A 22330-nucleotide genomic window follows, 5' to 3' on the forward strand; every position below is an offset into this window, starting at 1 on the left:
TGGAGTCTACTGATCCTGGTTCTGAGTCCTCACTCCATTTCTCCGGCTGTCGCTGCGGTCGCTGCGGTCGCTGCGGTCGCTGTGACGATCGCCGGGCGGGCAGCGGCGGGGGCGGCGCGGGGCCGACCTCAGACGGCCTCTTGGGGGCGGCTCCGTGGGCGGCTGAGGTTGCGTATCAGGTGGCGTTGGGTCGTGGGACGGAGGCGGCGGCCCCTTGAACGACGCCTGCCTGCCCGATGGACGCCGGCCCGACCCACACCCGGGTGCGTACGGCCCCGGACTCTCGGGCCGCCGGCCAGGCGCATCGTGACCCGGTGGCCGGTGACCGTGGCGGACAGCCCGGCCGTGGTGCCGAGGATCGCGATGGCTCCGTCGGTGTCCGTACGCAGCACCCGGGCGCCCTGCGCGCGGAGTGCCGCAATGGTGCGGGGCGCCGGATGGCCGTACGGGTTGTCGGCACCACAGGAGATCAGCGCCAGGCGCGGCGCCAGCCGCTGCATCAACGGAGGGTCCTGATAGGCGGAGCCATGGTGTGCCACCTTCAGGACATCGACAGCGCCAAGCTGGGGGTGCGCCGCCAACATCCCTTGCTGCGCGGGTGGTTCGAGGTCGCCGAGCAGCAGAATGGTCAGCCCTCCCGTACGGACGAGCAGAGTGACGCTGGCGTCGTTGGGGCCGTCGAAGACGGTGGGGTTGGCGGGGGCGGCGGCGGGACCAGGAAGGGTGAGCGGGGCGGGTGGCCAGAGGACCTCCCAGGTCAGCGGGCCCAGGCGGCGGCGCTCACCCGGTGTGGCACGGACGATCGGCACCCGGGCCTCGGCGGCCGTACTGCGCACGAACTGCGCCTGTCCCGGAGGCTCTTGCAGGGTTGTGGTCTCGATCGCGCCGACCGAGCGCCCGCGGAGCGCGCCCGGGAGCCCGTCCACATGGTCGGCGTGGAAATGCGTCAGAACGAGCAGGGGGATGCGGCGGACGCCCAGGTCGGTCAGGCAGCGGTCGATGAGGTGGGGCTCGGGACCGGTGTCCACCACCAGCGCCGTACCGTCGCCGGCTGCCAGCACCAGGCCGTCGCCCTGCCCGACATCGCAGACCACGGCTCGCCAACCCGGTGGCGGCCAGCCGGTGAGGACCCGGGTGAACGGTGCGGGGCGCCACACCGCCAGGATCACCGCCAACGCGCAGAGCACGCAGAGCCATCGGCGGCGCAGCACCCGGCGGCCGAGCGGCACCAGGACCACCATGGCGGCCGCCAGCGCCAACCCACCGACCCAGCCGCCCGGCCAGGCGAACTCCGCCCCCGGCAGCGCCGCTCCCGTACGGGCGACACCGGCGATCCATTCGGCGGGCCAGCCCGCGCACCACGCCAGCGCCTGGGCGGCCGGCGGCACTATCGGAGCGACGGCCAGGGCCGCGAAGCCCAGAACCGTCGCGGGGCCCACGGCCAGTTCGGCCAGCAGATTGCAGGGCACAGCGACCAGACCCACCCGGGCCGCCAGCACGGCGACGACGGGCGCGCAGACCGCCTGGGCGGCGGCCGCGGCGGCGAGCACCTCGGCAAGACGGGGCGGCACCCGGCGCCGTTGCAGTGCGGCGCTCCAACGCGGCGCGAGCAGCAGCAGAGCGCCGGTCGCCAGGACAGAAAGCAGAAAGCCGTAACTGCGGGCGAGCCAGGGGTCGTAGAGCACCAGCAGCAGGACCGCGGCGGCGAGCGCGGGGAGCAGCGTACGACGACGGCCGGTCCCGATCGCCAGCAACGTGATCAGACCGCAGGCGGCGGCCCGCAGCACGCTCGGGTCCGGGCGGCACACCACAACGAAGACGAGGGCGAGCGCGCCGCCGATGACCGCCGTACCGCGCAGCGACAACCCCAGACGCGGCGCCAGCCCACGGCGCTCGGCGCGCGTCGCAAGATGCGGCGGGCCGATCAGCAGCGCGAGCACAATCGTCAGATTGCTGCCGGACACGGCGAGCAGATGCGTCAGGTCGGTGGCCCGGAACGCGTCATCCAGATCCGGCGGCACCCGCGAGGTGTCCCCCACCACCAGCCCCGGCAATAACGCCCGGGCATCGGCCCGCAACCCGTCGGTGGCCGCACGCAGCCCCGCACGGAGACTCCCCGCCAACCGCTGTAGCGCGTCCGGCGCACCCGCTTTGACCGGCGGCTCATCGGCCGTAACCCGCAGCACGGCGGCCACCTGATCGCCGGACAACAACGGCGGCGCAACACGCGCCATCACCCGGATCCGAGTCGACGGCAACAACTCCCGCCACTCCGACGCGATGCCCCGATGACCGCCGCTCCCTCCTCCCGGCTGCTGCACGACCACCAAGGCGGGCGTACGGACCGCGGTGACCTCGCCATTCGGCGCCGTGACGCGGACGGCATCGGCCGTGAAGACCAAGACCGGGGGCGTGCGTTGGGATCCGCGCACCTTGGGGCGGGTCAGCCGTGGATCGCCCGTCACCTCCAGCTCCACCGCGGCCCGCGCATACTGCTCCGCGAGGGCCGGGAGCGGCCCGCGCCGCAGGTCCGAGGCATGCAGCGCGGCGGACGCAGCCCCCGCCGCGGCGCACAGCAACACGGCAGCCAGGGCCACCAAGGCGCCGACCGACCGGACGCGGGGTGAGCGGCGCCGGGGCGACTCCGCTCCACGCCGGCCGGTGTCGGTCAGAGGAGCAACACCGGGCTGCTCCTCCACCCCTGATTCACGCTCGGCCCTGCACCGCACCACAGCCACCCGTAAGGCGAAGACCGCCAGCACCACGGCCACGCCACAGGCCACCGCCACTCCCCCGCCGGGGGCGCCCAGACCGATCGCCGCGGCCGCCCAGGCCGCCAGTGCAGGCGCGACAAGCCGCAGATCGGCTGGGCCCTCCTGACGTGGGTCCGAGGCACCGTGCGGCGAGGCTGCCGTGGCGTGCACGGTGGCGCGAGGACTGGTCATGGCACCACCAGGGGGCGCAGATCGGCGAAGCGGCGGTCTCCGATACCGGTCACCTGACGAAGCTGGTCCACCGAGGTGAACCCACCGTGCTGGGTGCGGAATTCGACGATGTGACGGGCCAGGACAGGGCCCACGCCCGGGAGGGAGTCGAGCTGCTGCTCGGTCGCCGTGCTGAGACTGACCGGACCGCCCGGGCCGGCCCCGGCACTCGGCGGCCCACTCCCCGACCCGCCGGCCCCCACTTCAGCGGAACCGGCACCGGCACCACCCCCGGGCCCAGCCCCGCCACCGGCTGCCCCGACCACGATCTGTTCCCCGTCGGTCAGCAGCCGCGCCCGGTTGAGCCCGCGGATGTTCGTCCCGCGCAGCACGCCACCCGCGGCCCGTAAGGCGTCCACCACCCGCGACCCCGGTGGCATCCGCTGAATTCCGGGATGCCGGACCTTGCCCGTGACATCGACGACCAGCTGACGCCCCGCATTGCCCGGCGGGCCGTTCGCCACCGCGGTGGCGGACGATGACGCTGACGGCAGCGACGGCGTTCGCGCGTCGGGGCCGGGCGCCCCTCCGGCCCGTTCCACCGCCGGGGCCCGTACCGGCTCGGGGTGCCCCACCCAGAAGTGCTGCACGGCGAACCCCACAGCCACCACGAGCACCAGGACCAGGGCAGTGAGCGCTTTCGGGTCGGTGCCACACCGCAACTGCACCCAAAGCGGGAGCCGTTCGCGTACGGCAGACCACGCCCGCTCCCCCCGGCGTGCGCGTGGAGGATCATGCCCAGGAGGCGGCGGGCCGGCCTCGGCAGCGCTCCCTGCGTCACCGAAGATCGCCGCAACCCGGGCCCGCACCCTCTCGCGCTCCCACTCCCGCCGCTCCGCCCCGCCGGATGGAGCCGCCATCCCATCCGGCGGGTCCGAGAAATCCTGCGCAGGTGAAGCCGGCGAGGAGGCGGAGGGAGCCGACGCCCCCGAAGAGCCGGCGGGAACGGATGGGACGGAAGAGGCCGAAGAGGCCGAAGGGGGCAAAGAAGCCGAAGAGCCAAGAGGAGCCGAGGGAACCGAAGGAGCCAAACGCCCCGCCGCCCCCGATAACGCCTCCGACACCCCCACCGACTCCGGCTCCGTCGTCGGCACCGACTCCGGCCCCTCCGACGGCACCGCCCCCGAGCCCGAAGCGGAAACCGAAGCCGAAGCCGCCCCCAGCCCCAAGCCCCCCGACGAGACCGGAAGCCCCCATGACACAGATCGAGACAAGTTCATACCGACCGACGCTAAGCACCCCGCGCAGATCTCGCTGAGCAGCCTCAATTCCGGTGGATGGCACCCCAGTTGTGGATAACTCCATCACCCACAGGGCACCCCGCCGCCCCTCTCACCGCGGCGAAACCACAACCCCCAACAGCCCGGGGCCCGTATGCGCGCCGATCACCGCGCCCACCTCGCTCACATGCAGCTCATTGAGCCCCGTAACCCGCTCCCGGAGCCGCTGGGCCAGGGCCTCCGCACGCTCCGCCGCGGCAAGATGGTGGACCGCGATATCGACCTGGCCCTCGCCCGCCCGCTCCGCGGCGATCTCCTCCAGCCGCGCGATGGCCTTGGACGCCGTACGGACCTTCTCCAGCAGCTCGATCCGTCCGTCGGCCAGTTGCAGGAGCGGTTTGACGGCGAGCGCGGAGCCGAGCAGCGCCTGGGCCGCGCCGATCCGGCCGCCGCGGCGCAGATAGTCGAGGGTGTCGACGTAGAAGTAGGCGGAGGTCCCCGCTGCGCGCTTCTCCGCGGCGGCGACCGCATCGTCCGCGTCCCCGCCGGCCTCCGCCGTCTCCGCGGCCGCGAGGGCGCAGAACCCGAGGGCCATCGCGACCATCCCGGTGTCCACGACACGTACGGGCACCGGAGCTTCCTTGGCCGCCTGCACCGCGGCGTCGTAGGTGCCGGAGAATTCCGAGGAGAGGTGGAGCGAGACGATGCCGCTCGCGCCGGTCGCCGCGACCTTGCGATAGGTCTCCGCGAACGTCGCGGGGCCGGGCCGGGAAGTCGTCACGGACCGGCGCTTCTGAAGCGCCTGGGCGAGGGATCTCGCGGAGATTTCGGTGCCCTCTTCCAGGGCCTGGTCCCCCAGGACGACGGTCAGTGGCACGGCCGTGATGCGGTGACGCTCGATAGCCGCCCGCGGCAAGTAGGCCGTGGAATCGGTGACGATCGCGACATGGCGGGACATGACAGGGAGGTTATCCGGGGATCCGGACGCCGCACAGTGCGGGCCCCTCCCCAAGATCCTCCAGGTTTACCCAAGGCTCTGCCAAGAGCCCACCGAAAGGCCCCGCCGAGGCCCTGGTTCCCGGGGAAGACCGCGTCAACACCCCCGGCATGCCCCGCATCCTCGACGGCCACCAGGAACAGAAGCCAGGTGAGGCTCGGTGAGGCCGGAGCCGCCGGCCCCTTCACCGTCGTCTTCCTCTCCCCCCGGGGCCCCGCCCCGCCCCCACCCCCTCGCCCCTCCTCCTGCCGCTACGTCCTCATGTGGTCGTGTCCTCCGTCCGCGGGGCCTTCTGCCACGGGTAGGACGGCTGGGTGCGGGGGTCCCGTGCGGTGATCGCCGGCGGGTCCTCGGGGGTCGGGCCCCAGGAGCGGGCGGCGGCGTCCGACGGGCCGGGGGTGGCACCGGTCCGTGCGGGCCCGTCCGTCGGCTGCCCTTGCCCGGGGCTCTTCGTCGCTCCCGGTCCCGCGCTCTCCGGACGGCCCGCTACGGGGTCCCGCAGCGGATCCATGGCGTCCTCGACCCGGGTCCAGTGCCGCAGCGCCCCGGACTCCACATCGATCTGGTCGCTGAGCGAGGCCAGATCGTCGTCCGCGAACTTGCGGGCGCGGTCGCGCGCGGCCCAGCGCAGCGACTCCGCGGAGTGCGTGATCCGCTCCAGGCGCTCCCGGAGGTCCGGGAGGCGGACGCCGATGGTGGCCCGGTCGGGCTCGCGTTCCAGCCGCTTGAGTTCGTCGTCCAGCTCATGGCCATGGGCGCTGAGACGCTCGAAGAGCCCGATCGCCTCGCTGAGGGAGGCGTCGTCCGGCGAGCCCCCGTACAGCACCTCCTGGGTGGCGCGCATGGAGGTGCGCAGCGAGAGCCGCAGCTGCGCCAGTTCGCCGACCACGCCGGGCTGGGCGAGCTGGCGGGCCCGGAGGGTGGTGTCCTCGACGGTTCTGCGGGCGTGGGCGACCGTGCGGTCCACTCCGCGCTTGGCTGCCTTGACCGCCTTGACCGTCACGAAGACCCCGGCCAGAACGAACAGCACGAAGAGCAGTCCGACGATGGCGACGGCGGCTTCCATGGGCTCTCCCCAGACGTGTCGGCGGCGCCGGATTCCGGCCCGCGCCCTGTACCTCCACGGTAAACGGATCGGGCAGGTCGCGGGTTCCGGAAGAACCCCCAACCTGCCCGTAGGGGAAACCACCCATGGCGCTCACGGAGCACCGGCAGGGCGGAGCGAAGCGGTCCCGCGACCGGCCCGGTGAGCCTCAGCGGCGGTCCCGAAGAGCCGCTGCCGGGCGCCCGGGGTTGGCCCCGGGCGCCCGCCGACGGCTACGCCGGAACGATGTTCACCAGCTTCGGCGCCCGGACGATGACCTTCCGGATGCCCGCGCCGTCCAGCGCCGCGACCACGGCCGGCTCGGCCAGGGCCGTCGCCTCCAGGTCGGCGTCGGAGATCGACGGGGCGACCTCCAGCCGCGCCTTGACCTTGCCCTTGATCTGCACGACGCAGGTCACGGTCTCGTCCACGACGTACGCCGGGTCGGCCACCGGGAAGTCCGCGTGCACCACGGAGTCGGTGTGGCCCAGCTTGCGCCACAGCTCCTCGGCGATGTGCGGCGCGAGCGGGGCGATCAGCAGCACCAGCTGCTCCGCGACCGTGCGCGGGACGGGGGTGCCCGCCTTGGTCAGGTGGTTGTTCAGCTCGGTCACCTTGGCGATGGCGGTGTTGAAGCGCAGGTTCGCCATGTCCTGGCTGACACCGTCGATCGCCTTGTGCAGGGCGCGCAGGGTGGCCTCGTCCGGCTCGCCGTCGACGACGGTGACCTCGCCGGTCGCCTCGTCGACGACATTGCGCCACAGGCGCTGGAGCAGGCGGTACTGGCCGACGACGGCCCGGGTGTCCCACGGGCGCGACACGTCCAGCGGGCCCATCGCCATCTCGTACAGGCGCAGGGTGTCCGCGCCGTACTCGGCGCAGATCTCGTCGGGAGTGACGGCGTTCTTCAGGGACTTGCCCATCTTGCCCAGGACGCGGCTGACCTTCTCGCCCTGGTAGTAGTAGCCGCCGTCCCGCTCCTCGACCTCGGCGGCCGGGACGGCGATGCCGCGGCTGTCCCGGTAGACGAAGGCCTGGATCATGCCCTGGTTGTACAGCTTGTGGAACGGCTCGGAGGACGAGACATGGCCCAGGTCGTGCAGCACCTGGGACCAGAAGCGGGCGTACAGCAGGTGCAGTACGGCGTGCTCCGCGCCGCCCACGTACAGGTCGACGCCGCCGGCCGGCTGCCCGTCGCGCGGACCCATCCAGTACTGCTCGATCTCCGGGTCGACCAGCGCGTCGCTGTTGTGGGGGTCCAGGTAGCGCATCTCGTACCAGCACGAACCCGCCCAGTTGGGCATGGTGTTGGTCTCGCGGCGGTAGCGCTTGATGCCGTCGCCCAGGTCCAGGTCGACGTTGACCCAGTCCTCGTTGCGGGACAGCGGGGTCTCCGGCTGGGTGTCGGCGTCGTCCGGGTCGAAGGTCCGCGGGGAGTAGTCCTCGACCTCGGGCAGCTCCAGCGGCAGCATCGACTCGGGCAGGGCGTGGGCCACGCCGTCCTCGTCGTAGACGATCGGGAACGGCTCGCCCCAGTAGCGCTGCCGGCTGAACAGCCAGTCGCGCAGCCGGAAGTTGACGGTGCCCTCGCCGATGCCCTGGTCGGCCAGCCACTCGGTGATCTTCGCCTTGGCTTCCGTGACGCCCAGGCCGTCCAGCGAGATGTCCGCGCCGGACGAGTTCACGATCTTGGCGTCGTACGAGGCGAAGGCGTCGTCCCAGGTCGAGGGGTCGGTGCCGCGGTCGTCCGACGGCTCGACGACACAGCGCATCGGCAGTTCGAAGGCGCGCGCGAAGGCGAAGTCGCGGGTGTCGTGGGCGGGGACGGCCATGATCGCGCCGGTGCCGTAGCCCATCAGGACGTAGTCGGCGATGAAGACCGGGACCTGCTCGCCGCTGACCGGGTTGGTCGCGAAGGCGCCGGTGAAGACGCCGGTCTTGTCCTTGGCCTCGGCCTGCCGCTCGACGTCCGACTTGGAGGCGGCCTGCTTGCGGTAGGCGGCGACGGCGTCGCCGGGGGTGGCGTGGCCGCCGGTCCACACGTCGTGGGTGCCCTCGGGCCAGGCGTCCGGGACGATCGAGCCCGTGCCGCTGCCGTTGTCGGCGCCGGCGACCAGCGGGTGCTCGGGCGCCAGCACCATGTACGTCGCGCCGAACAGGGTGTCCTGGCGGGTGGTGAAGACGGTGATCTTGTCGTCGCCCACCGGGAAGTCGACCCGGGCGCCCTCGGAGCGGCCGATCCAGTTGCGCTGCTGGAGCTTGATGGCCTCCGGCCAGTCCAGCGCGTCCAGGCCGTTCAGCAGCCGGTCGGCGTAGGCGGTGATGCGCATGTTCCACTGGCGCAGCTTGGCCTTGAAGACCGGGTAGTTACCGCGCTCGGAGCGGCCGTCGGCGGTGACCTCCTCGTTGGCCAGCACCGTGCCCAGGCCGGGACACCAGTTGACCGGTGCGTCCGAGGCGTACGCCAGGCGGTACTCGCCCAGGATGTTGGCCCGCTCCAGGGGGCTCAGCCCGCTCCAGGCCCGGCCGTCGGGGGTCGGGCGGTCACCGGCCTCGAACTGGGCGACCAGGGTGTCGATCGGGCGGGCGGCGTCCGCCTCCGGGTCGTACCAGGAGTTGAAGACCTGGAGGAAGATCCACTGGGTCCACTTGTAGTACGCCGGGTCGATCGTCTCGATCGAGCGGCGCCCGTCGTGGCCCAGGCCCAGGCGGCGCAGCTGGCGCCGCATGTTCACGATGTTGGCCTCGGTGGAGACCCGCGGGTGGGTGCCGGTCTGCACCGCGTACTGCTCGGCGGGCAGGCCGAAGGCGTCGAAGCCCAGGGTGTGCAGGACGTTGTGGCCCGTCATGCGCTGGTGGCGGGCGTAGACGTCGGTGGCGATGAAGCCCAGCGGGTGCCCGACGTGCAGGCCGGCGCCCGACGGGTAGGGGAACATGTCCATGATGAACTTCTTGGGGCGGGCCACCGACCCGGCGTCGCCGGCCAGGTCGCCCTTGGGGTTCGGGGCCTCGTACGTCCCCTCCGCCTCCCAGAATTCCTGCCAGCGTGCCTCGATGTCGGCGGCCAGCGCAGCCGTGTAGCGGTGCGGCGCCGTCGTCTCGGTGGGGGCACCTCCCGCGCTTTCGGCAGCGGGGGAGTTGGTCGTCTCGCTCATCGTCCTCAAAGCTCCATCGATCGTCTCTGCCAGCGGAAACGCGCCAGATCCCCGGCACGCCGGAAACAAAAAGACCCCTCGCACAGGAGGGGAAGCCGCGCCGATTCCGACGGGTTCTGTCATCCGTCGGTACTGATCAGCGCGGCCCGCTAAGCAGAAGGCGTACGGCACGCATGGCGTCAGGGTACCGCAGGGCGTACGGGGCCCGCGCTGGGATCGCCCCCATGCGGGCCCCGCCCCCGGTTATCCGTCCTCCTGCCGCCGCGTCACCGGGGCACGGCCGGTGCGGGGAGGCGAGGCCGCGCCCTGGTGTCAGGGGCGGTAGGAGCCCACATAGCCGGCGCCCGGCGTGCCGACGCCGGTGACGTCGTCGTAGCCGACGACCGCGCGCAGGGAGCTGTCCTTGCCCAGGCTGCGCAGCGAGGTCGTGGTGCCCTTGCTCGGGTCGGTGCCGTTGACGTAGTCGACCCGGACGACCGCCAGGTCACGGCCGGCACCCAGGGGGTGATCGGTGACGTCGTGGTAGGCGGCGGTGCCGTAGCGCTGGTAGATGCCGGGGTTGGCGAAGCCGATGGCGACGCCGTGCCGGGCCTGCTGGGCGAGCGCCTGGACGCCGGCGATCACCGGGGCGGCCAGTGAGGTGCCGCCGATGCGGTACTCGTCATAGCCGAGCTTGCCGTCCGGCAGGGTCTGGGTCTGGCCGACCAGGAAGCCGGTGTTGGGGTCGGCGACCGCGGCGATGTCCGGAACGGTGCGCATCGCGCCGCCGCCGTTCGCCTTCGCGAGCCCGTCCGGGACGACTCCGCGCTGGTAGAAGGGCTGCGCGACGGTCTTGCTGGTGCCGCCGCCGGCGCCGCCGTTGAAGGCGCCGGGGAAGCCGGTCCAGTCGTGGCCGTCCTGGGAGAGCACCGCCTTCCGGGTGCCCCAGCCGGTCTCCCACTGGTACGCGTCGTGCTTGCCGACGGCCAGAGAGGTGCCGCCGACGGCGGTCACCCAGGCGGAGTTCGCCGGGGTGTCGACCTGCTTGGTGCCGGTGTTGTCGACCTCGTCACCGTTGTCGCCGGAGGAGAAGTAGAAGCCGATGCCCTGCACCGCGCCCTGCTGGAAGAGCTGGTCGTAGGCGGCGGCCACGTCCGGGGTCTCGTTCGCCTCGATGTCGCCCCAGGAGTTGGAGACGATGTCGGCGAGGTGCCCGTCGACGATCTTGCCGAGCGAGTCGAGCAGATCGTCGTCCATACAGGAGGCGCCGCCGACGTAGACGATGTCGGAGTCGGGGGCGACGGCGTGCACGGCCTCGACGTCGAGGGTCTCCTCGCCGTACCAGCCGGCCGCGCCGCACTCCTCGATGTGCGTGTAGTTCTCGGGCAGCACCTGGGAGAGCTGGCCCCGGCGGTAGCGGGGGTCGCCGTTGCGGGCGGCGTAGGTGTCCGCGTCCTTGGCGATGGTCGGCGAGGCGTACGCGTCGGTGATCGCGACGGTGACGTTCTTGCCGGTCCACTTCTTCGCCCCGTAGGCGGCGCGGAGCTGCTTCCCGGTGTAGCCCTTGATCGCGTACGGGGCCTTGCTCCCGTAGGCGGACGGCAGCTTCTTGTCGGTCCTGGAGCCGTAGTACGAGGAGAACGGGCCGGAGTTACGGAAGACGCCTTCCGGTGGCGGCAGTTCGGCGGAGTGGTGCTTGACCAGCCGCGGCGCGTTGTCCAGGCCGGTGACCGTCAGCACCGCGTCGGCCAGCGCGGCGGGCGCGGAGGCGGTGGACGACGGGGCGTGGTAAGTGTGCCCGCTCTTGCGGTAATTGTGCAGGTCGACGGCGAAGGCGCGCTCGGCGGCGGCCGCGTCGCCCTTGACCGTCAGATAGCGGTTGGTGGTGCCGGTGACCGTCAGACCAGACTTCTTCAGCCAGCCGGTCACCTTGGCTATCTGGTCGTGCGTGGCGCCGTAGCGGGCGCGCACCTGGGCGGGGCTCAGATATTTCCCGTACGCGGCGGAGTGCGGGTCGGACACGGCCCTCGCGCGGTCCGCGAGCCCCTTGGCGTCGCGGCCGGCCAGGTAGACGCGGGCGGTGACGGCCGCGGTAGCGGAGGTGGCGCCCTGGTCGGCCTGCCGAGTGGCCCACAGCGGCTTGGTGCCCGGCAGCGCGTGCCGGCCGCCGTCGTGGCCCGCTGCGTCGGCGGCGGGCGCGCCCAGCGCGAGCGCACCGGCGACCAGCGGCAGCGTCGCTGCCCAGGCCAGACCGGCGCGGGCGCGCGGTGATCTGGTGCGGCTTGATCTCATGGAACCCCCTGTGTGGCGATGTGGTGCGCCGCGGGGTGCCGCGCTGCGCCGGTGTGCCGGTGTGCGGCACCGCACGAGCGGTGAAGGCGTGAGAGGTGAGGCTCACGCGATGCGCCACTCTTTCGGTGAACCGTTCATGTCAGGGGCATGCGATCACCAAGATGAGCCCAAGGAAAGACAAGGACTGGTCAGGAATGAACACGGCGTGAACGGTCAACTCGCCCTGGCGAACGCGTCACTGACCGGATCTCAGCACAACCCCGGGAGAACTCCCGCCGGTTGCGCCCCTGGGGCGCCCGGTACGCAGACACACGACGAAGCAGGCCATCCATATCGGATGACCTGCTTCGTTCACTGTGGAGCTAAGGAGAATTGAACTCCTGACCTCCTGCATGCCATGCAGGCGCTCTACCAACTGAGCTATAGCCCCGTATTCTGTTTCCGCCCGGTTCCCCGCTGCGGCATCGCCTACATTACACGGACCTCCCCGGCTTTCGCCAAATCGTTCTGCCCGGGGCTCTTCGGCGCCACGCGCGGTACTGTCGGCGATCTGTGTCCGATTCGTCCTGGGGAGCCGTACGCCGTGACCGCGCTGGAGCTGGAGCAGTCCACCGACGCCGGCGGCGCCCAGCCCGGCAAGGGCCTCATCCGCCGGCACCCGACCCTCGCGGCGGCCCTCGGCTGCCTGGTCTCCTTCGCCGTCTTCTGGACCGTGCAGCGCCTGCTGCACGTGACGATGATCGACCTGATGGTCTACCGCGCCGAGGGCTTCACCGTCCGCAACGGCGAGTCCCTCTACGACATGGTGGCGACCTCGGCGCATCTGCCCAACACCTACCCGCCCTTCGCGGCCCTGCTGTTCACCCCGCTCACCCTGCTCGGGGTCCCGGCGATGCGGACCGTCGCCACCGCCGGCAACCTGCTGCTGCTCGTCGGCGTCGTCCACCTCTCGCTGCGGCTGGCCGGCCGGCCCCGGCGGCTCCCCCGGCCCGCCGCGGCGTTCGCGCTCTCCGCGCTGCTGGTGTGGTGCGAGCCGGTCTGGACGACGCTGCGCTACGGCCAGATCAATCTGCTGATCGCGGTGCTGGTGCTGTGGGACCTGACCCGCGCGGACACCCGGCGGCTCGCGGGTATCGGCATCGGCGTCGCGGCCGGCCTCAAACTGACCCCGGCGCTGTTCGCGGTGTTTCTCGCGCTGGCCGGCCTGGTCCGTGCCGGGCAGCTGCTGCGGTCCGGCGCGCGGGTCCGCGCAGCCTGGAACCCCTGGCTGCGGCAGGCCGCCGTCGCCACCGCCACCTTCCTGGCCACCGCGCTCCTGTCCGCGCTCGCGCTGCCACGCGACTCGTACCGCTTCTGGACCGAGATCGTGTACGCCACCGACCGGGTCGGTGAAGTGGAGATCACCGCGAACCAGTCGCTGCGCGGCGCCCTCGCCCGGCTGCTGCACACCCACGACCCGGGCACCGCCTGGTTCGTGGTCGCCGGTCTGACCGGGGCCCTCGGCCTGGCACTGGCGGTCGCCTCGCTGCTGCGCGGGCGGCGCGCCTGGGCGGCCGTCGCCTGCGCGGCCACCGCGCTCCTGGTCAGCCCGATCTCCTGGTCCCACCACTGGGTGTGGTGCGTACCGATCCTGATCCTGGCCGGCTCCGAGGCATTGCGCCGGAGGGGCACCGCGGCCCGCCGCTGGTGGACGGTGACCGGTGCGCTGGGGCTGCTCTTCTGCTCGTTCGCGCTGTGGTGGGTACCGCACCGCTGGCACCGCCACGAGGAACTGCACCAGAACGGCGTGCAGATGCTGCTCTCCGGCAGCTATCCGCTCGCCGGTCTCGCGCTGCTGGCATTGACCGCGACCCGGCTGTGGCGACTCAGGGGGCGGGTGGGACAGGGCGACGCAGGCCCATCGGCCGGCGCCGGTGGCGGACGCTGAACCGTGCGCCCGCACTGCGGAATTGCGCGGTGACCGTCTCATGTCCGCCACAACGTCCCCGCCGCCGACGCCAGTTCCGTCCGACCGAAAGGGTCCGAAAGCGTCCGGAACTGCCCGGGGCTGTCCTGAGCTGCCTGAGACGGCGTCAAGGAGGGGGCGTGCTGCACCAGTGGCCCCTTGGGGGCGGCGGCCAGCTCAGGCCGTGGCGAACGAGTAGAAGCGCTTCAGCGTGCAGTGCTCGTCCAGCAGCCGCCCGTAGATCGGCTCCCCGTCGAGCTCCCGGTAGGTCTCGATCGGGTCGCCTTTTATGACCAGGGCGCGGGCGCATTCCTCGCACCAGTACTGGTAGTCCGTGTTGACGGGTTCCATGTCCCGGACGATCGGCGTACCGCTGCCGCACCAGTCACATTTCCTGCTGTGCGCGCCCATCCATCAGCTCCAACTGTGGCCGCAGGCCGTACAAACGAAGGAAACGCCCCCGTTGTCGCCCAGCACCTGTGCGACATGGGAGGAGCCGCACGAGGGGCACTGAAGAGCGGTGCCGTCGCCGTTGCGCACGGAGGCGGGACCGTCGACGGGGCAGGTGAAACGGAGCGCGTATTCCGGCAGCCAGTCATAGCCCTGCGCCTCGGCCACTTCGAGCAGGTCATTGACCTCCTCGAGGATGCTCGTGGGCATCGCGATCTCTCCTCCCCTGCCGGCGCCGTCCGATTCTGCCACGGACCGCGGGCCGGGTCAGGGCCGCCTTCGCGCCACCGTGGCCGACGGCATCGCCGGCCACCGGCCCGGCGACGGCCCGCGCACGGGGCGCCCCGGCCGCGCGGCGGCCCCGCACAACGCAGAGATCCCGCCTCCGAGAGGAGACGGGATCATCCGGGTTGTGGAGCTAAGGAGAATTGAACTCCTGACCTCCTGCATGCCATGCAGGCGCTCTACCAACTGAGCTATAGCCCCGGGTCTTGTTCCGCTCCCCCGGGTTTCCCCCGGCGGCGCCGCGAACAAGAAGAACTTTAGCCTGCGACCTGCCCAGATGTGAAATCCGGGCCGGCCGGGCCGCCCGGCGGGCTCAGTCGTCGTCGCCGAGCACCGGCTCCGGCAGGGTGCCGGCGTTGTGTTCCATCAGGCGCCAGCCGCGCGCGCCCCGGCCCAGCACCGACCAGCAGCAGTTCGACAGACCGCCCAGGCCCTCCCAGTGGTGGGCCTCCAGGCCGAGCAGCCGCCCGATGGTGGTGCGGATCGTGCCGCCGTGGCTGACCACGACCAGGGTGCCGTCCTCGGGAAGCTTGTCGGCGTGGTTGAGGACCACGGGCGCGGCCCGGTCGGCGACCTCGGTCTCCAGCTCGCCGCCGCCGCGGCGCACCGGCTCGCCGCGCTTCCAGGCGGAGTACTGCTCGCCGTGGCGCGCGAGGATCTCGTCGTGCGTCAGCCCCTGCCAGGAGCCCGCGTAGGTCTCCCGTAGGGCCGCGTCATGCGTCACGTCGAGCCGGGTCAGCGCGGCCAGCTCACGCGCCGTCGCCGCCGCCCGCTGGAGGTCGGAGGCGATGATGGCGTCCGGCCCGAGGGCGGCGAGCAGCCGGGCGGCGCGCCGCGCCTGGGCGACGCCCGCCTCGGTCAGCTCGATGTCCGTCGAACCCTGGAAGCGGCGCTCCAGGTTCCAGGCGGTCTGGCCGTGGCGCCACAGGACGATGCGGCGCCCCTGGCCGCTCTTGGTGCCGTTCAGAGCAGCTCACCGTCCTGTTCGCCCGCCGTGGCGTCGGCGTGCGCCGCGGCCTTGCCGCGGGTGGCCTTGGCCTCCTCCGGGAGGTCGATCTCGGGGCAGTCCTTCCACAGGCGCTCGAGCGCGTAGAAGACCCGCTCCTCGCTGTGCTGGATGTGCACCACGATGTCGACGTAGTCGAGCAGCACCCAGCGGGCCTCGCGGTCGCCCTCGCGGCGGACCGGCTTGGCACCGAGGTCCTTGTTGAGGCGTTCCTCGATCTCGTCGACGATCGACTTGACCTGGCGGTCGCTGGGCGCCGAGGCCAGCAGGAAGGCGTCGGTGATCGAGAGGACGTCACTGACGTCGTACGCGATGATGTCGTGCGCGAGCTTGTCGGCCGCGGCCTGGGCGGCGGCGTTGATGAGCTCGATGGAGCGGTCCGTGGCGGTCACAAGCGGCTTTCCGGTTCGAGGGCAGCCTCTCCGGCCGGGCAGGGGCGCTGGCTCGCTGCGGAGCCGCGGCGCGCGCCGCAGTCCCCATGGGCAACCGGATCGGCGGTCAGGTACCCCTCAAGGGTCTCACGGACCGCCGACAGTCCCGGCTGTGTTTTCGAACCCACCGGACGGCTCCGGCGCCCGGGCCGGCAGCGCCGGGCCGGCTGCCGGGCCCCCACGGCGGACACCGGAGGGGCCGGGCGCGTCCGGCCCGTCAGCCCTTGTAGTCCCGTCCCAGCACCACGGTGATATCGGCGTTCGAGGCACCCTTGCCCTGCCGGACCGCGCCCGCCGGCAGCCCCAGCGTCTTGGCGACCTCCGCGGCCTTGGCCTTCTGGGCGGCGTCCGCGTAGGTGATCCGGGACGCGGTGCCGGCCGCGGCGGCGGTGCCGTCGTCGACGAAGCTGTAGCCGCCGTTGAGCAGCGCCACCTGCGCCTTTCCGGTGGCGGCCTGGTTTCCGGTGGCGTTGCGGACCGCGACCCGGACGGTCGCGCCGGGGGCGGTCTTCTTGACCGTGCCGCCGAGCACGTCCTTGACCACGCCGGCCGAGGTGGTCTGGCTGAGCGTCCCGTTCGCCTGTACGGGCAGCAGGGTGGTGCGGTAGGCGCCGGTCTTCGCCAGCTCCGCCCGCTGCGCCAGCGAGCTGCCCAGCTGGGCCTCGGTGAGCGGCGGGTCGAGCACCTGGAGCAGCGTCTTCACCGTGGTGGTGGCGCCGTCGGCGTCGCTGGAGACCTTCTTCAGGGCGGCCTGCATGACCTGGCCGAACCGCTGGAGCTGCTTGGTCTGCGGCTCGCCCGGCTTGAGATAGGTGGCGTAGGCGACGGCGGCCTGGCCGCTGAGGTCCTGGGCGCTGCCCTGTTTGACGACCGGGGAGGCGCCCTTCTTGGCGCCGGGGACGGTGGCGTCGGTGTCCAGGGTGATCCCGCCGATCGTCTCGACGAGGTTCTCCAGGTACGGGGTGTCCAGCCGCCAGCTGGCCTTGAGGTCGGCGCCCAGGAGGCTGTTGAGGGAGTCCCGGGTCGGCTCGGTGCCCTCGTCCTTGACGGACTTGCCGAGCGTCGTGCTGGTGCCGTCGTCCTTGGGGACGAGCAGGCTGTTGGGCAGGAGGACGGTGGTGCCCTTGTGGGTGGTCTCGTTGTCCACCAGCAGCGCCGTCGAGCTGTTCCCGCTCTTGGTGTCCCGCAGATGGACGACGAGGACATCGCGCTTCTGCCCGGCAGCCGCCGCCGCGCCGGACTCCGGTCCGGCCACTCCCGGCAGCTTGCCCGCCCACCACAGATAGCCGACACCGCCGGCGACCAGCAGGGCCAGCACGACGGACAGCGCGACGATCCGGCTGCGGCCGCGCCGCTTGGCCTCCTCGCGCCGCTCGGTGCGGCTCTCGGTGAACTTCAGCCAGTCGATGACGTCTTCGGCGTCCTCGTCTGGCTCCTCGCTGAAGGAGAACTGCTCGGTGCCGTAATCGGGGCCGTCGGCGGACGGCGCGCCGGAGCCGCCCAGGGCGTCCGGTCCGTCGTTGTCCTCCGCCGGGGCGCGGCGCTGCGCGGGCGGCCGGGGCGGGCCGTCCTGGCGCTGCGGGGCGGCCTCCTCGTAGCGGGGCTGCTCCCCGTAGGAGACCTGCTCGTACGGGGACTGCTGGGCCTGCTGCGGGATCCACTCCTGCTGGTGCGACGGGTCCTGCTGGGGGCTGCCGTACGGGTCGTACTGCTGCGGATAGCCGGGCCGGTCCTGCACCTGGCCGCCGCCGTAGGCGTCGTAGCCGTACTCCGGCTGCGCCTGGTATGGCTGATGGCCGCCCTGGTACCCCTGGGCGGCCTGGCCGGCGCCCTGTTGGCCGCCGTACGGGTCATAGCCCTCATAGGCGGACGGGGCGGCCTGCTGCCCGTACGCGTCGTAGTGCTGTTGGTACGACGGCTGTGCGGCGTCGTGGTACACCGGCTGCCCGTAGGCGTCGTAGGTGTAGCCCTGCTGGCCCTGCTGCCCTTGCTGCTCCTGGGCATACGGGTCGTGGGCATACGGGTCCCGCGGCCCGTACGGATCCTGTCGGTCGCTCACCGGTGCCCCTTTCCGTCAGCCCCGTCAGCCGTCGTTGCGGTACAGCTGCTTTTTGTCGATGTAGCGCACCACACCGTCCGGCACCAGGTACCAGACCGGATCCCCCTGGGCGACGCGCGCCCGGCAGTCGGTCGAGGAGATGGCCAGCGCCGGCACCTCGACCAAGGACACCGCCCCCGCGGGCAGCCCGGGGTCCGCGAGGACATGGCCGGGCCTGGTCACCCCGATGAAGTGGGCGAGTGAGACCAGCTCCGCGGCATCGTGCCAGGTCAGGATCTGGCTGAGCGCGTCGGCGCCGGTGATGAAGAACAGATCCGCGTCACGGTGCTCCGTTCGCAGATCACGCAGCGTGTCTATCGTGTACGTCTTGCCGCCGCGGTCGATATCGATACGGCTGACGGAGAACTGCGGATTCGACGCGGTCGCGATGACCGTCATCAGATACCGGTCCTCGGCCGGGGACACCGTCTTGTGGCTCTTCTGCCACGGCTGTCCCGTCGGCACGAAGATGACCTCGTCGAGGTGGAACTGGCTGGCCACCTCGCTGGCGGCGACCAGGTGTCCGTGATGGATCGGGTCGAACGTCCCGCCCATCACTCCGAGTCGCCGCTTCACGGGCCCTGTGTGCTCTCCCATGCGTGCAGACCCTACTGGGCGACGTGCGATGCCGGGTGCCGGGTGGCGGGGCTCAGCGGTCCCGGTTGAAACGGGTGGTGATCCAGAGCAGGAGGAGCAGGATAAAAAGGGCGCCGCCGCCGGTCACGAAGGGGCTGAGGCTGGCGTGCCCGCCCTCGTGGCCGGGTTCGGCGGCGAGGGTGGCCAGGGACTGTGCGGTGGTGTGCAGGCTCATCGTCAGCAGGACCAATCCGGGCTGGGGTCGGGCGGAGACTTCCACCACATCGTAAGCGTCAGCTCGGCGGGGGCCCACGGCGACTCCGCCCGGAGGCGCCCCCGGGCGGGCGGCGGAGGGTCAGTCCTGCCCGTAACCGCGCAGCAGGAACCAGGCGAGCAGGGCGGCACCCACGACACCGACGATGATCACTGCGCGCAGGATCCATCCGGGTCCGCCGTCCCTGGCGGTCTCCTGGGCTGCGGCGAGCAGCACGCTCGGATACGGCATGACGATGCGCTCCCTCTGACGCGGTCCGTGCGGCCATGTGTACGGACCTGTGCGGGTATTGGTGCGATCGCCAGCGTACGCCCGAGCATCCATTCTCCTGTCGGTGGCGTCCTCTACTCTGAACACACGCAGTCGAACAGGGGGAGGCCCCAATGACGGAGAGCCCAGACGGCAGCGCGAACGTACCGAGCCGGGACCGGCGGCGATTCCCCGGAATCTCGTCGCGGTCGTACGAGCACCCGGCGGACCGCTCGGCGCTGGTGGCGTTGCGCAAGCTGAGCGGGTTCGACACCGTCTTCAAGACGCTCAGCGGCTTGTTGCCGGAGCGCAGCCTGCGGCTGCTGTTCCTGTCGGACTCGGTGCGGGTGAGCGACCAGCAGTTCGCGCACCTCAACGACATGCTGCGCGACGCCTGCTACATCCTGGACCTGGAGAAGGTCCCGCCGATGTATGTGAATCAGGACCCGCAGCCCAACGCCATGTGCATCGGTCTCGACGAGCCGATCATCGTGGTGACGACCGGCCTGGTCGAGCTGCTGGACGAGGAAGAGATGCGGGCGGTCATCGGCCACGAGGTCGGGCACGCGCTGTCCGGGCACGCGGTCTACCGCACGATCCTGCTGTTCCTGACGAATCTGGCGATGAAGGTCGCCTGGATCCCGCTGGGCAATGTCGCGATCATGGCGATCGTGACGGCGCTGCGCGAGTGGTTCCGCAAGTCGGAGCTGTCGGCGGACCGTGCCGGGCTGCTGGTCGGGCAGGATCTCCAGGCCTCGATGCGCGGTCTGATGAAGCTGGCCGGCGGCAATCATCTGCACGAGATGAATGTCGACGCCTTCCTGAAGCAGGCGGACGAGTACGAGTCCGGCGGCGATCTGCGCGACTCCGTGCTGAAGATCCTCAACCTGCTGCCGCGCAGCCACCCGTTCACGACCGTGCGGGCGGCCGAGCTCAAGAAGTGGGCGGCCAGCCGCGACTACCAGCGGATCATGGACGGGCACTACCCGCGCCGGGACGAGGACAAGGACACCTCGGTCTCCGACTCGTTCCGGGACTCCGCCGCCCACTACGCCGACTCGATGCGCAACAGCAAGGACCCGCTGATGGGCCTGGTGCGCGATATCGCCGGCGGCGCGGGCGACTTGGGCGGCAAGCTGCGCGACACGGTCTTCCGGGGCGGCGGGCGTCCCGAGGGCCCGGACGGCGCCAACGGAAGCGGTGGAGCGGGCGCCTAGGTCCCGCTCCGGGGCCTCCAGGTCCCTCCTAGGGGGTGTCCGCAAAGTCCCGCCTGGCTCGCGACGCCTGGCACGCACGCTCGCTGCGTTGTCGGGATCGTCCACGTAGACCCACTACGAGGACGACCCTCCGCCTTGCGAGCGCACGCACCAGACGCCGCGAGCCCCGCCCTACGGGCGAACGACGGGACCTTGCGGACACCCCCTAGCGCATCGGATGGCTCGGCTTCGGCTGGGCCGAGGGTGCCAGCTCACCGCAGAGGGAGGGGTTGATCCGCTCCCTGGCGTAGGGGTCGGTGCCCGTGGGCCGGTCGTTGCCGGCGTGCTGTCCCGCGAACAGCGGGCGCAGCACGTCGGCGGGCTTCGACGAGCAGGTCAGCGGCCCGGCCTGAAGGCTGCTCTGGAGCACCTCCAGGCGGTGGTCGCTGAGGTTGTCGCGAGTCAGCCGGAAGTGCACCTCACGGCGGACGGTGACCAGCGAGGCGGCGCCCGGCGTGGGCTTGCCGATGGCCTGGCCCGATGCCGCGGCCGGCGCACCCGGGGCGGGCCGGACCGCGTAGACGAAGGTGTAGTCGGCGGTCACATCGAGCGCGTCCGGACTCAACTCCGAGGCGGACAGCGTGCCGTCGACCCGTACGTTCCGGTCGGCGAGCCGGGTCTGCCGCGGGTCGAAGCGGACCAGCCAACCGGTCGCCGCGTCATGGCCGTTGTCGCCGGGGTGCGCCAGGCTGCGGTCGAACTGGTCGAGTTGGCGGGTGTCGAGCAGCAGCCGCACCGGCCGTACGGATCCGCCGGTGAGGGTGTCCGGGTCCAGCGAGGAGCGGACGATGTAGTCCTTCGCGATAGTCAGCGCGGAGACGATCTGGCCGTCGGAGAAGTGCTCGGTGCGGGCGACGGGGGGCAGATTGACGCCCGCGGCGCCGATCCGGTAATTCGCCGCGGGACTGTGCGCGAAGAGATCCGCCGGTGTCGCGCCGGGCACCCTCCCGGACGGCGCCAGCGGCACCACCGCGGAACGCAGCGGCTGCGCCCGGACCGTCTCGGGAGTCTTGTAGGGGTGGCGTACACCCATGTAGACGGCGGTGCCGAAGGCGAGCACGATCAGCAGCACCAGCAGGATGGCCTGCCGGGAGCCGCCCAGCCGCCGCCAGGCGTGCCGCGTCTTGACGGCCGGCGAATGATGCTCCCCGAGCCGCTCGTCCGCGGAGAACTCCTGAAGCCGCGCAGCCCGAACGAACGATTCGTCGAAGACGACGGATCGGTATTCGTCCTCACCGCCTCCCGGGGCGCCGTTGGGCGTCCCTTCCGGAGGGTCACCAGGCCCGGTCATACAACAAGAGTAGGTCTGCGGGGGCGAACGTAAACGCCGGGAGGCCGGGCAACTTCACCGGACGAAGCGGTTTCAGGCGTCCGATTTGCGGGAAGTGTGCCACGCCGTCAGTGCGGCCTGGGGACCGCCGAGAACGACGGCCTCAGGGGCTCCCCGGCCGGCGGCGACGGCAGGCCGGGGCGCGCCGTCCCGACGCTGTCCGTACGGCCCGTGACAGGCGCGTCCACCCCGCTGGAGGTGGGCGCCGGGGCCGGGCTCTGGGTCCGCCCGGCGGAGCCCCGGTAGACGGCGCTGAAGGCCAGCGCGACCAGCCCGACGCCCATCACCACGGCCAGCACCCAGGCGACCGGCCGGTGCCAGCGGGTGCTGCTGCGGTAGGGACGCAGCGCACCGCCGTAGGGGCCGTACGGGTCATGCGGCGGATGGTCGCCGTACTCCCCGTCCCCGTACTCTCCGTAATCGGCGTAGCCCTCGTAGTCATCGGCTTCCCGGCCCCGGCGGCGGCCGCGGCCGTCCGGGTCGTCGCCCTCGGGGCCGAAACCGGGACCGGAGCGGGCCGCCTCGGCCTCGGCGCGCGCCTCGGCGGCGGCCAGCATCCGCTCGACCGCGGAGGGCTCATGAATACGGGCGGACCGGACGAATTCCTCGTCGAAGACCACGGAGGCGAATTCTTCGTCCGCTTTTCCGTGGCTCCCGTGGTGGTGCTCGTCGGGCTCTTCACCGTCCGGGAACGGCTTGCCCCCCACGTCGTCCGGCAC

Annotated in this window: 18 protein-coding genes and 2 tRNA genes; 2 read left to right on the forward strand and 18 right to left on the reverse strand. The window is 71.8% G+C overall.

The window, feature by feature from the left end; all coding sequences use genetic code 11:
- Positions 1 to 128: 128 nt before the first annotated feature.
- The 7 genes from TU31_RS15590 to TU31_RS15620 form a co-directional block, all read right to left on the reverse strand.
- Entirely contained in the window at positions 129 to 2945 is a 2817-nt protein-coding gene (locus TU31_RS15590) for a ComEC/Rec2 family competence protein (protein ID WP_245698556.1), read from the reverse strand.
- Positions 2942 to 3601: a ComEA family DNA-binding protein gene (locus tag TU31_RS15595; protein ID WP_306304259.1), complete on the reverse strand. Its 660-nt coding sequence runs from the start codon at positions 3599 to 3601 to the stop codon at positions 2942 to 2944. Before TU31_RS15595 ends, TU31_RS15590 begins: the two co-directional genes overlap by 4 nt.
- Before the next feature lie 715 nt (positions 3602 to 4316).
- Positions 4317 to 5162 (reverse strand): DegV family protein, encoded by an 846-nt coding sequence (locus TU31_RS15600; protein ID WP_042154722.1) that lies wholly within the window; start codon positions 5160 to 5162, stop codon positions 4317 to 4319.
- A gap of 298 nt (positions 5163 to 5460) precedes the next feature.
- A complete protein-coding gene (locus TU31_RS15605) occupies positions 5461 to 6267 on the reverse strand; it encodes a hypothetical protein (RefSeq protein ID WP_042154724.1) in 807 nt (268 codons plus the stop codon).
- Between the two features lie 251 nt (positions 6268 to 6518).
- Positions 6519 to 9440, reverse strand: coding sequence for a leucine--tRNA ligase (locus tag TU31_RS15610; RefSeq protein WP_042154726.1), 2922 nt, complete (start codon positions 9438 to 9440; stop codon positions 6519 to 6521).
- A gap of 312 nt (positions 9441 to 9752) precedes the next feature.
- Positions 9753 to 11711 carry a S53 family peptidase gene (locus TU31_RS15615; protein ID WP_042154729.1) on the reverse strand — a complete coding sequence of 653 codons (1959 nt, stop codon included), beginning with the start codon at positions 11709 to 11711 and terminating at the stop codon, positions 9753 to 9755.
- A gap of 357 nt (positions 11712 to 12068) precedes the next feature.
- A tRNA-Ala gene (locus tag TU31_RS15620) sits at positions 12069 to 12141 on the reverse strand.
- Between the two features lie 153 nt (positions 12142 to 12294).
- On the opposite strand from TU31_RS15620, the gene TU31_RS15625 reads away from it, so the two are divergent.
- Positions 12295 to 13638 carry a glycosyltransferase 87 family protein gene (locus TU31_RS15625; protein WP_042154730.1) on the forward strand — a complete coding sequence of 448 codons (1344 nt, stop codon included), beginning with the start codon at positions 12295 to 12297 and terminating at the stop codon, positions 13636 to 13638.
- A 195-nt stretch (positions 13639 to 13833) separates the two neighbouring features.
- Here TU31_RS15625 and TU31_RS15630 read toward each other — a convergent pair whose 3' ends face one another.
- The 9 genes from TU31_RS15630 to TU31_RS39180 form a co-directional block, all read right to left on the reverse strand.
- Positions 13834 to 14067, reverse strand: coding sequence for a hypothetical protein (locus TU31_RS15630; RefSeq protein WP_030413843.1), 234 nt, complete (start codon positions 14065 to 14067; stop codon positions 13834 to 13836).
- 3 nt (positions 14068 to 14070) lie between these two features.
- Complete coding sequence (locus tag TU31_RS15635) at positions 14071 to 14316, reverse strand: hypothetical protein (protein ID WP_042154731.1); 246 nt, start codon at positions 14314 to 14316, stop codon at positions 14071 to 14073.
- A gap of 203 nt (positions 14317 to 14519) precedes the next feature.
- Positions 14520 to 14592 (reverse strand) — tRNA-Ala (locus TU31_RS15640).
- A 112-nt stretch (positions 14593 to 14704) separates the two neighbouring features.
- On the reverse strand, positions 14705 to 15358 hold the full coding sequence (locus TU31_RS15645; RefSeq protein ID WP_042154733.1) for a histidine phosphatase family protein: 654 nt from the start codon (positions 15356 to 15358) through the stop codon (positions 14705 to 14707).
- On the reverse strand, positions 15355 to 15789 hold the full coding sequence (gene rsfS, locus TU31_RS15650; RefSeq protein WP_042154734.1) for a ribosome silencing factor: 435 nt from the start codon (positions 15787 to 15789) through the stop codon (positions 15355 to 15357). Before rsfS ends, TU31_RS15645 begins: the two co-directional genes overlap by 4 nt.
- Positions 15790 to 16045: 256 nt before the next feature.
- Positions 16046 to 17887 carry an LCP family protein gene (locus TU31_RS15655; RefSeq protein ID WP_042154736.1) on the reverse strand — a complete coding sequence of 614 codons (1842 nt, stop codon included), beginning with the start codon at positions 17885 to 17887 and terminating at the stop codon, positions 16046 to 16048.
- A 24-nt stretch (positions 17888 to 17911) separates the two neighbouring features.
- A complete protein-coding gene (nadD, locus tag TU31_RS15660) occupies positions 17912 to 18523 on the reverse strand; it encodes a nicotinate-nucleotide adenylyltransferase (protein ID WP_042154737.1) in 612 nt (203 codons plus the stop codon).
- 52 nt (positions 18524 to 18575) lie between these two features.
- Positions 18576 to 18785: a hypothetical protein gene (locus tag TU31_RS38650; protein ID WP_158894506.1), complete on the reverse strand. Its 210-nt coding sequence runs from the start codon at positions 18783 to 18785 to the stop codon at positions 18576 to 18578.
- A gap of 72 nt (positions 18786 to 18857) precedes the next feature.
- The gene (locus TU31_RS39180; protein ID WP_167352495.1) at positions 18858 to 19007 is read right to left on the reverse strand and encodes a hypothetical protein; all 150 of its coding nucleotides are present in this window, start codon (positions 19005 to 19007) and stop codon (positions 18858 to 18860) included.
- Positions 19008 to 19159: 152 nt separating this feature from the next.
- Here TU31_RS39180 and TU31_RS15670 point away from each other — a divergent pair, with 152 nt between their 5' ends.
- The gene (locus tag TU31_RS15670; protein WP_042154739.1) at positions 19160 to 20242 is read left to right on the forward strand and encodes a M48 family metallopeptidase; all 1083 of its coding nucleotides are present in this window, start codon (positions 19160 to 19162) and stop codon (positions 20240 to 20242) included.
- Positions 20243 to 20447: 205 nt separating this feature from the next.
- Here TU31_RS15670 and TU31_RS15675 read toward each other — a convergent pair whose 3' ends face one another.
- On the reverse strand, positions 20448 to 21572 hold the full coding sequence (locus tag TU31_RS15675; RefSeq protein WP_042154741.1) for an SCO2583 family membrane protein: 1125 nt from the start codon (positions 21570 to 21572) through the stop codon (positions 20448 to 20450).
- 107 nt (positions 21573 to 21679) lie between these two features.
- Positions 21680 to 22330 (reverse strand): SCO2584 family spore wall biosynthesis protein, encoded by a 651-nt coding sequence (locus TU31_RS15680; protein ID WP_042154743.1) that lies wholly within the window; start codon positions 22328 to 22330, stop codon positions 21680 to 21682.

The organism is Streptomyces lydicamycinicus (assembly GCF_000829715.2).
Lineage (GTDB): Bacteria > Actinomycetota > Actinomycetes > Streptomycetales > Streptomycetaceae > Streptomyces > Streptomyces lydicamycinicus.

What these genes read in the sequence shown, in the direction of transcription:
- TU31_RS15600 (WP_042154722.1), bottom strand. Translation starts at nt 5,162, where the DNA reads ATGTCCCGCCATGTCGCGATCGTCACCGATTCCACGGCCTACTTGCCG.
- TU31_RS15670 (WP_042154739.1), top strand. Translation starts at nt 19,160, where the DNA reads ATGACGGAGAGCCCAGACGGCAGCGCGAACGTACCGAGCCGGGACCGG.
- TU31_RS15590 (WP_245698556.1), bottom strand. Translation starts at nt 2,945, where the DNA reads ATGACCAGTCCTCGCGCCACCGTGCACGCCACGGCAGCCTCGCCGCAC.
- TU31_RS15675 (WP_042154741.1), bottom strand. Translation starts at nt 21,572, where the DNA reads ATGACCGGGCCTGGTGACCCTCCGGAAGGGACGCCCAACGGCGCCCCG.
- TU31_RS15605 (WP_042154724.1), bottom strand. Translation starts at nt 6,267, where the DNA reads ATGGAAGCCGCCGTCGCCATCGTCGGACTGCTCTTCGTGCTGTTCGTT.
- TU31_RS15630 (WP_030413843.1), bottom strand. Translation starts at nt 14,067, where the DNA reads ATGGGCGCGCACAGCAGGAAATGTGACTGGTGCGGCAGCGGTACGCCG.
- TU31_RS15610 (WP_042154726.1), bottom strand. Translation starts at nt 9,440, where the DNA reads ATGAGCGAGACGACCAACTCCCCCGCTGCCGAAAGCGCGGGAGGTGCC.
- TU31_RS15615 (WP_042154729.1), bottom strand. Translation starts at nt 11,711, where the DNA reads ATGAGATCAAGCCGCACCAGATCACCGCGCGCCCGCGCCGGTCTGGCC.
- TU31_RS15635 (WP_042154731.1), bottom strand. Translation starts at nt 14,316, where the DNA reads ATGCCCACGAGCATCCTCGAGGAGGTCAATGACCTGCTCGAAGTGGCC.
- nadD (WP_042154737.1), bottom strand. Translation starts at nt 18,523, where the DNA reads ATGGGAGAGCACACAGGGCCCGTGAAGCGGCGACTCGGAGTGATGGGC.
- TU31_RS39180 (WP_167352495.1), bottom strand. Translation starts at nt 19,007, where the DNA reads ATGCCGTATCCGAGCGTGCTGCTCGCCGCAGCCCAGGAGACCGCCAGG.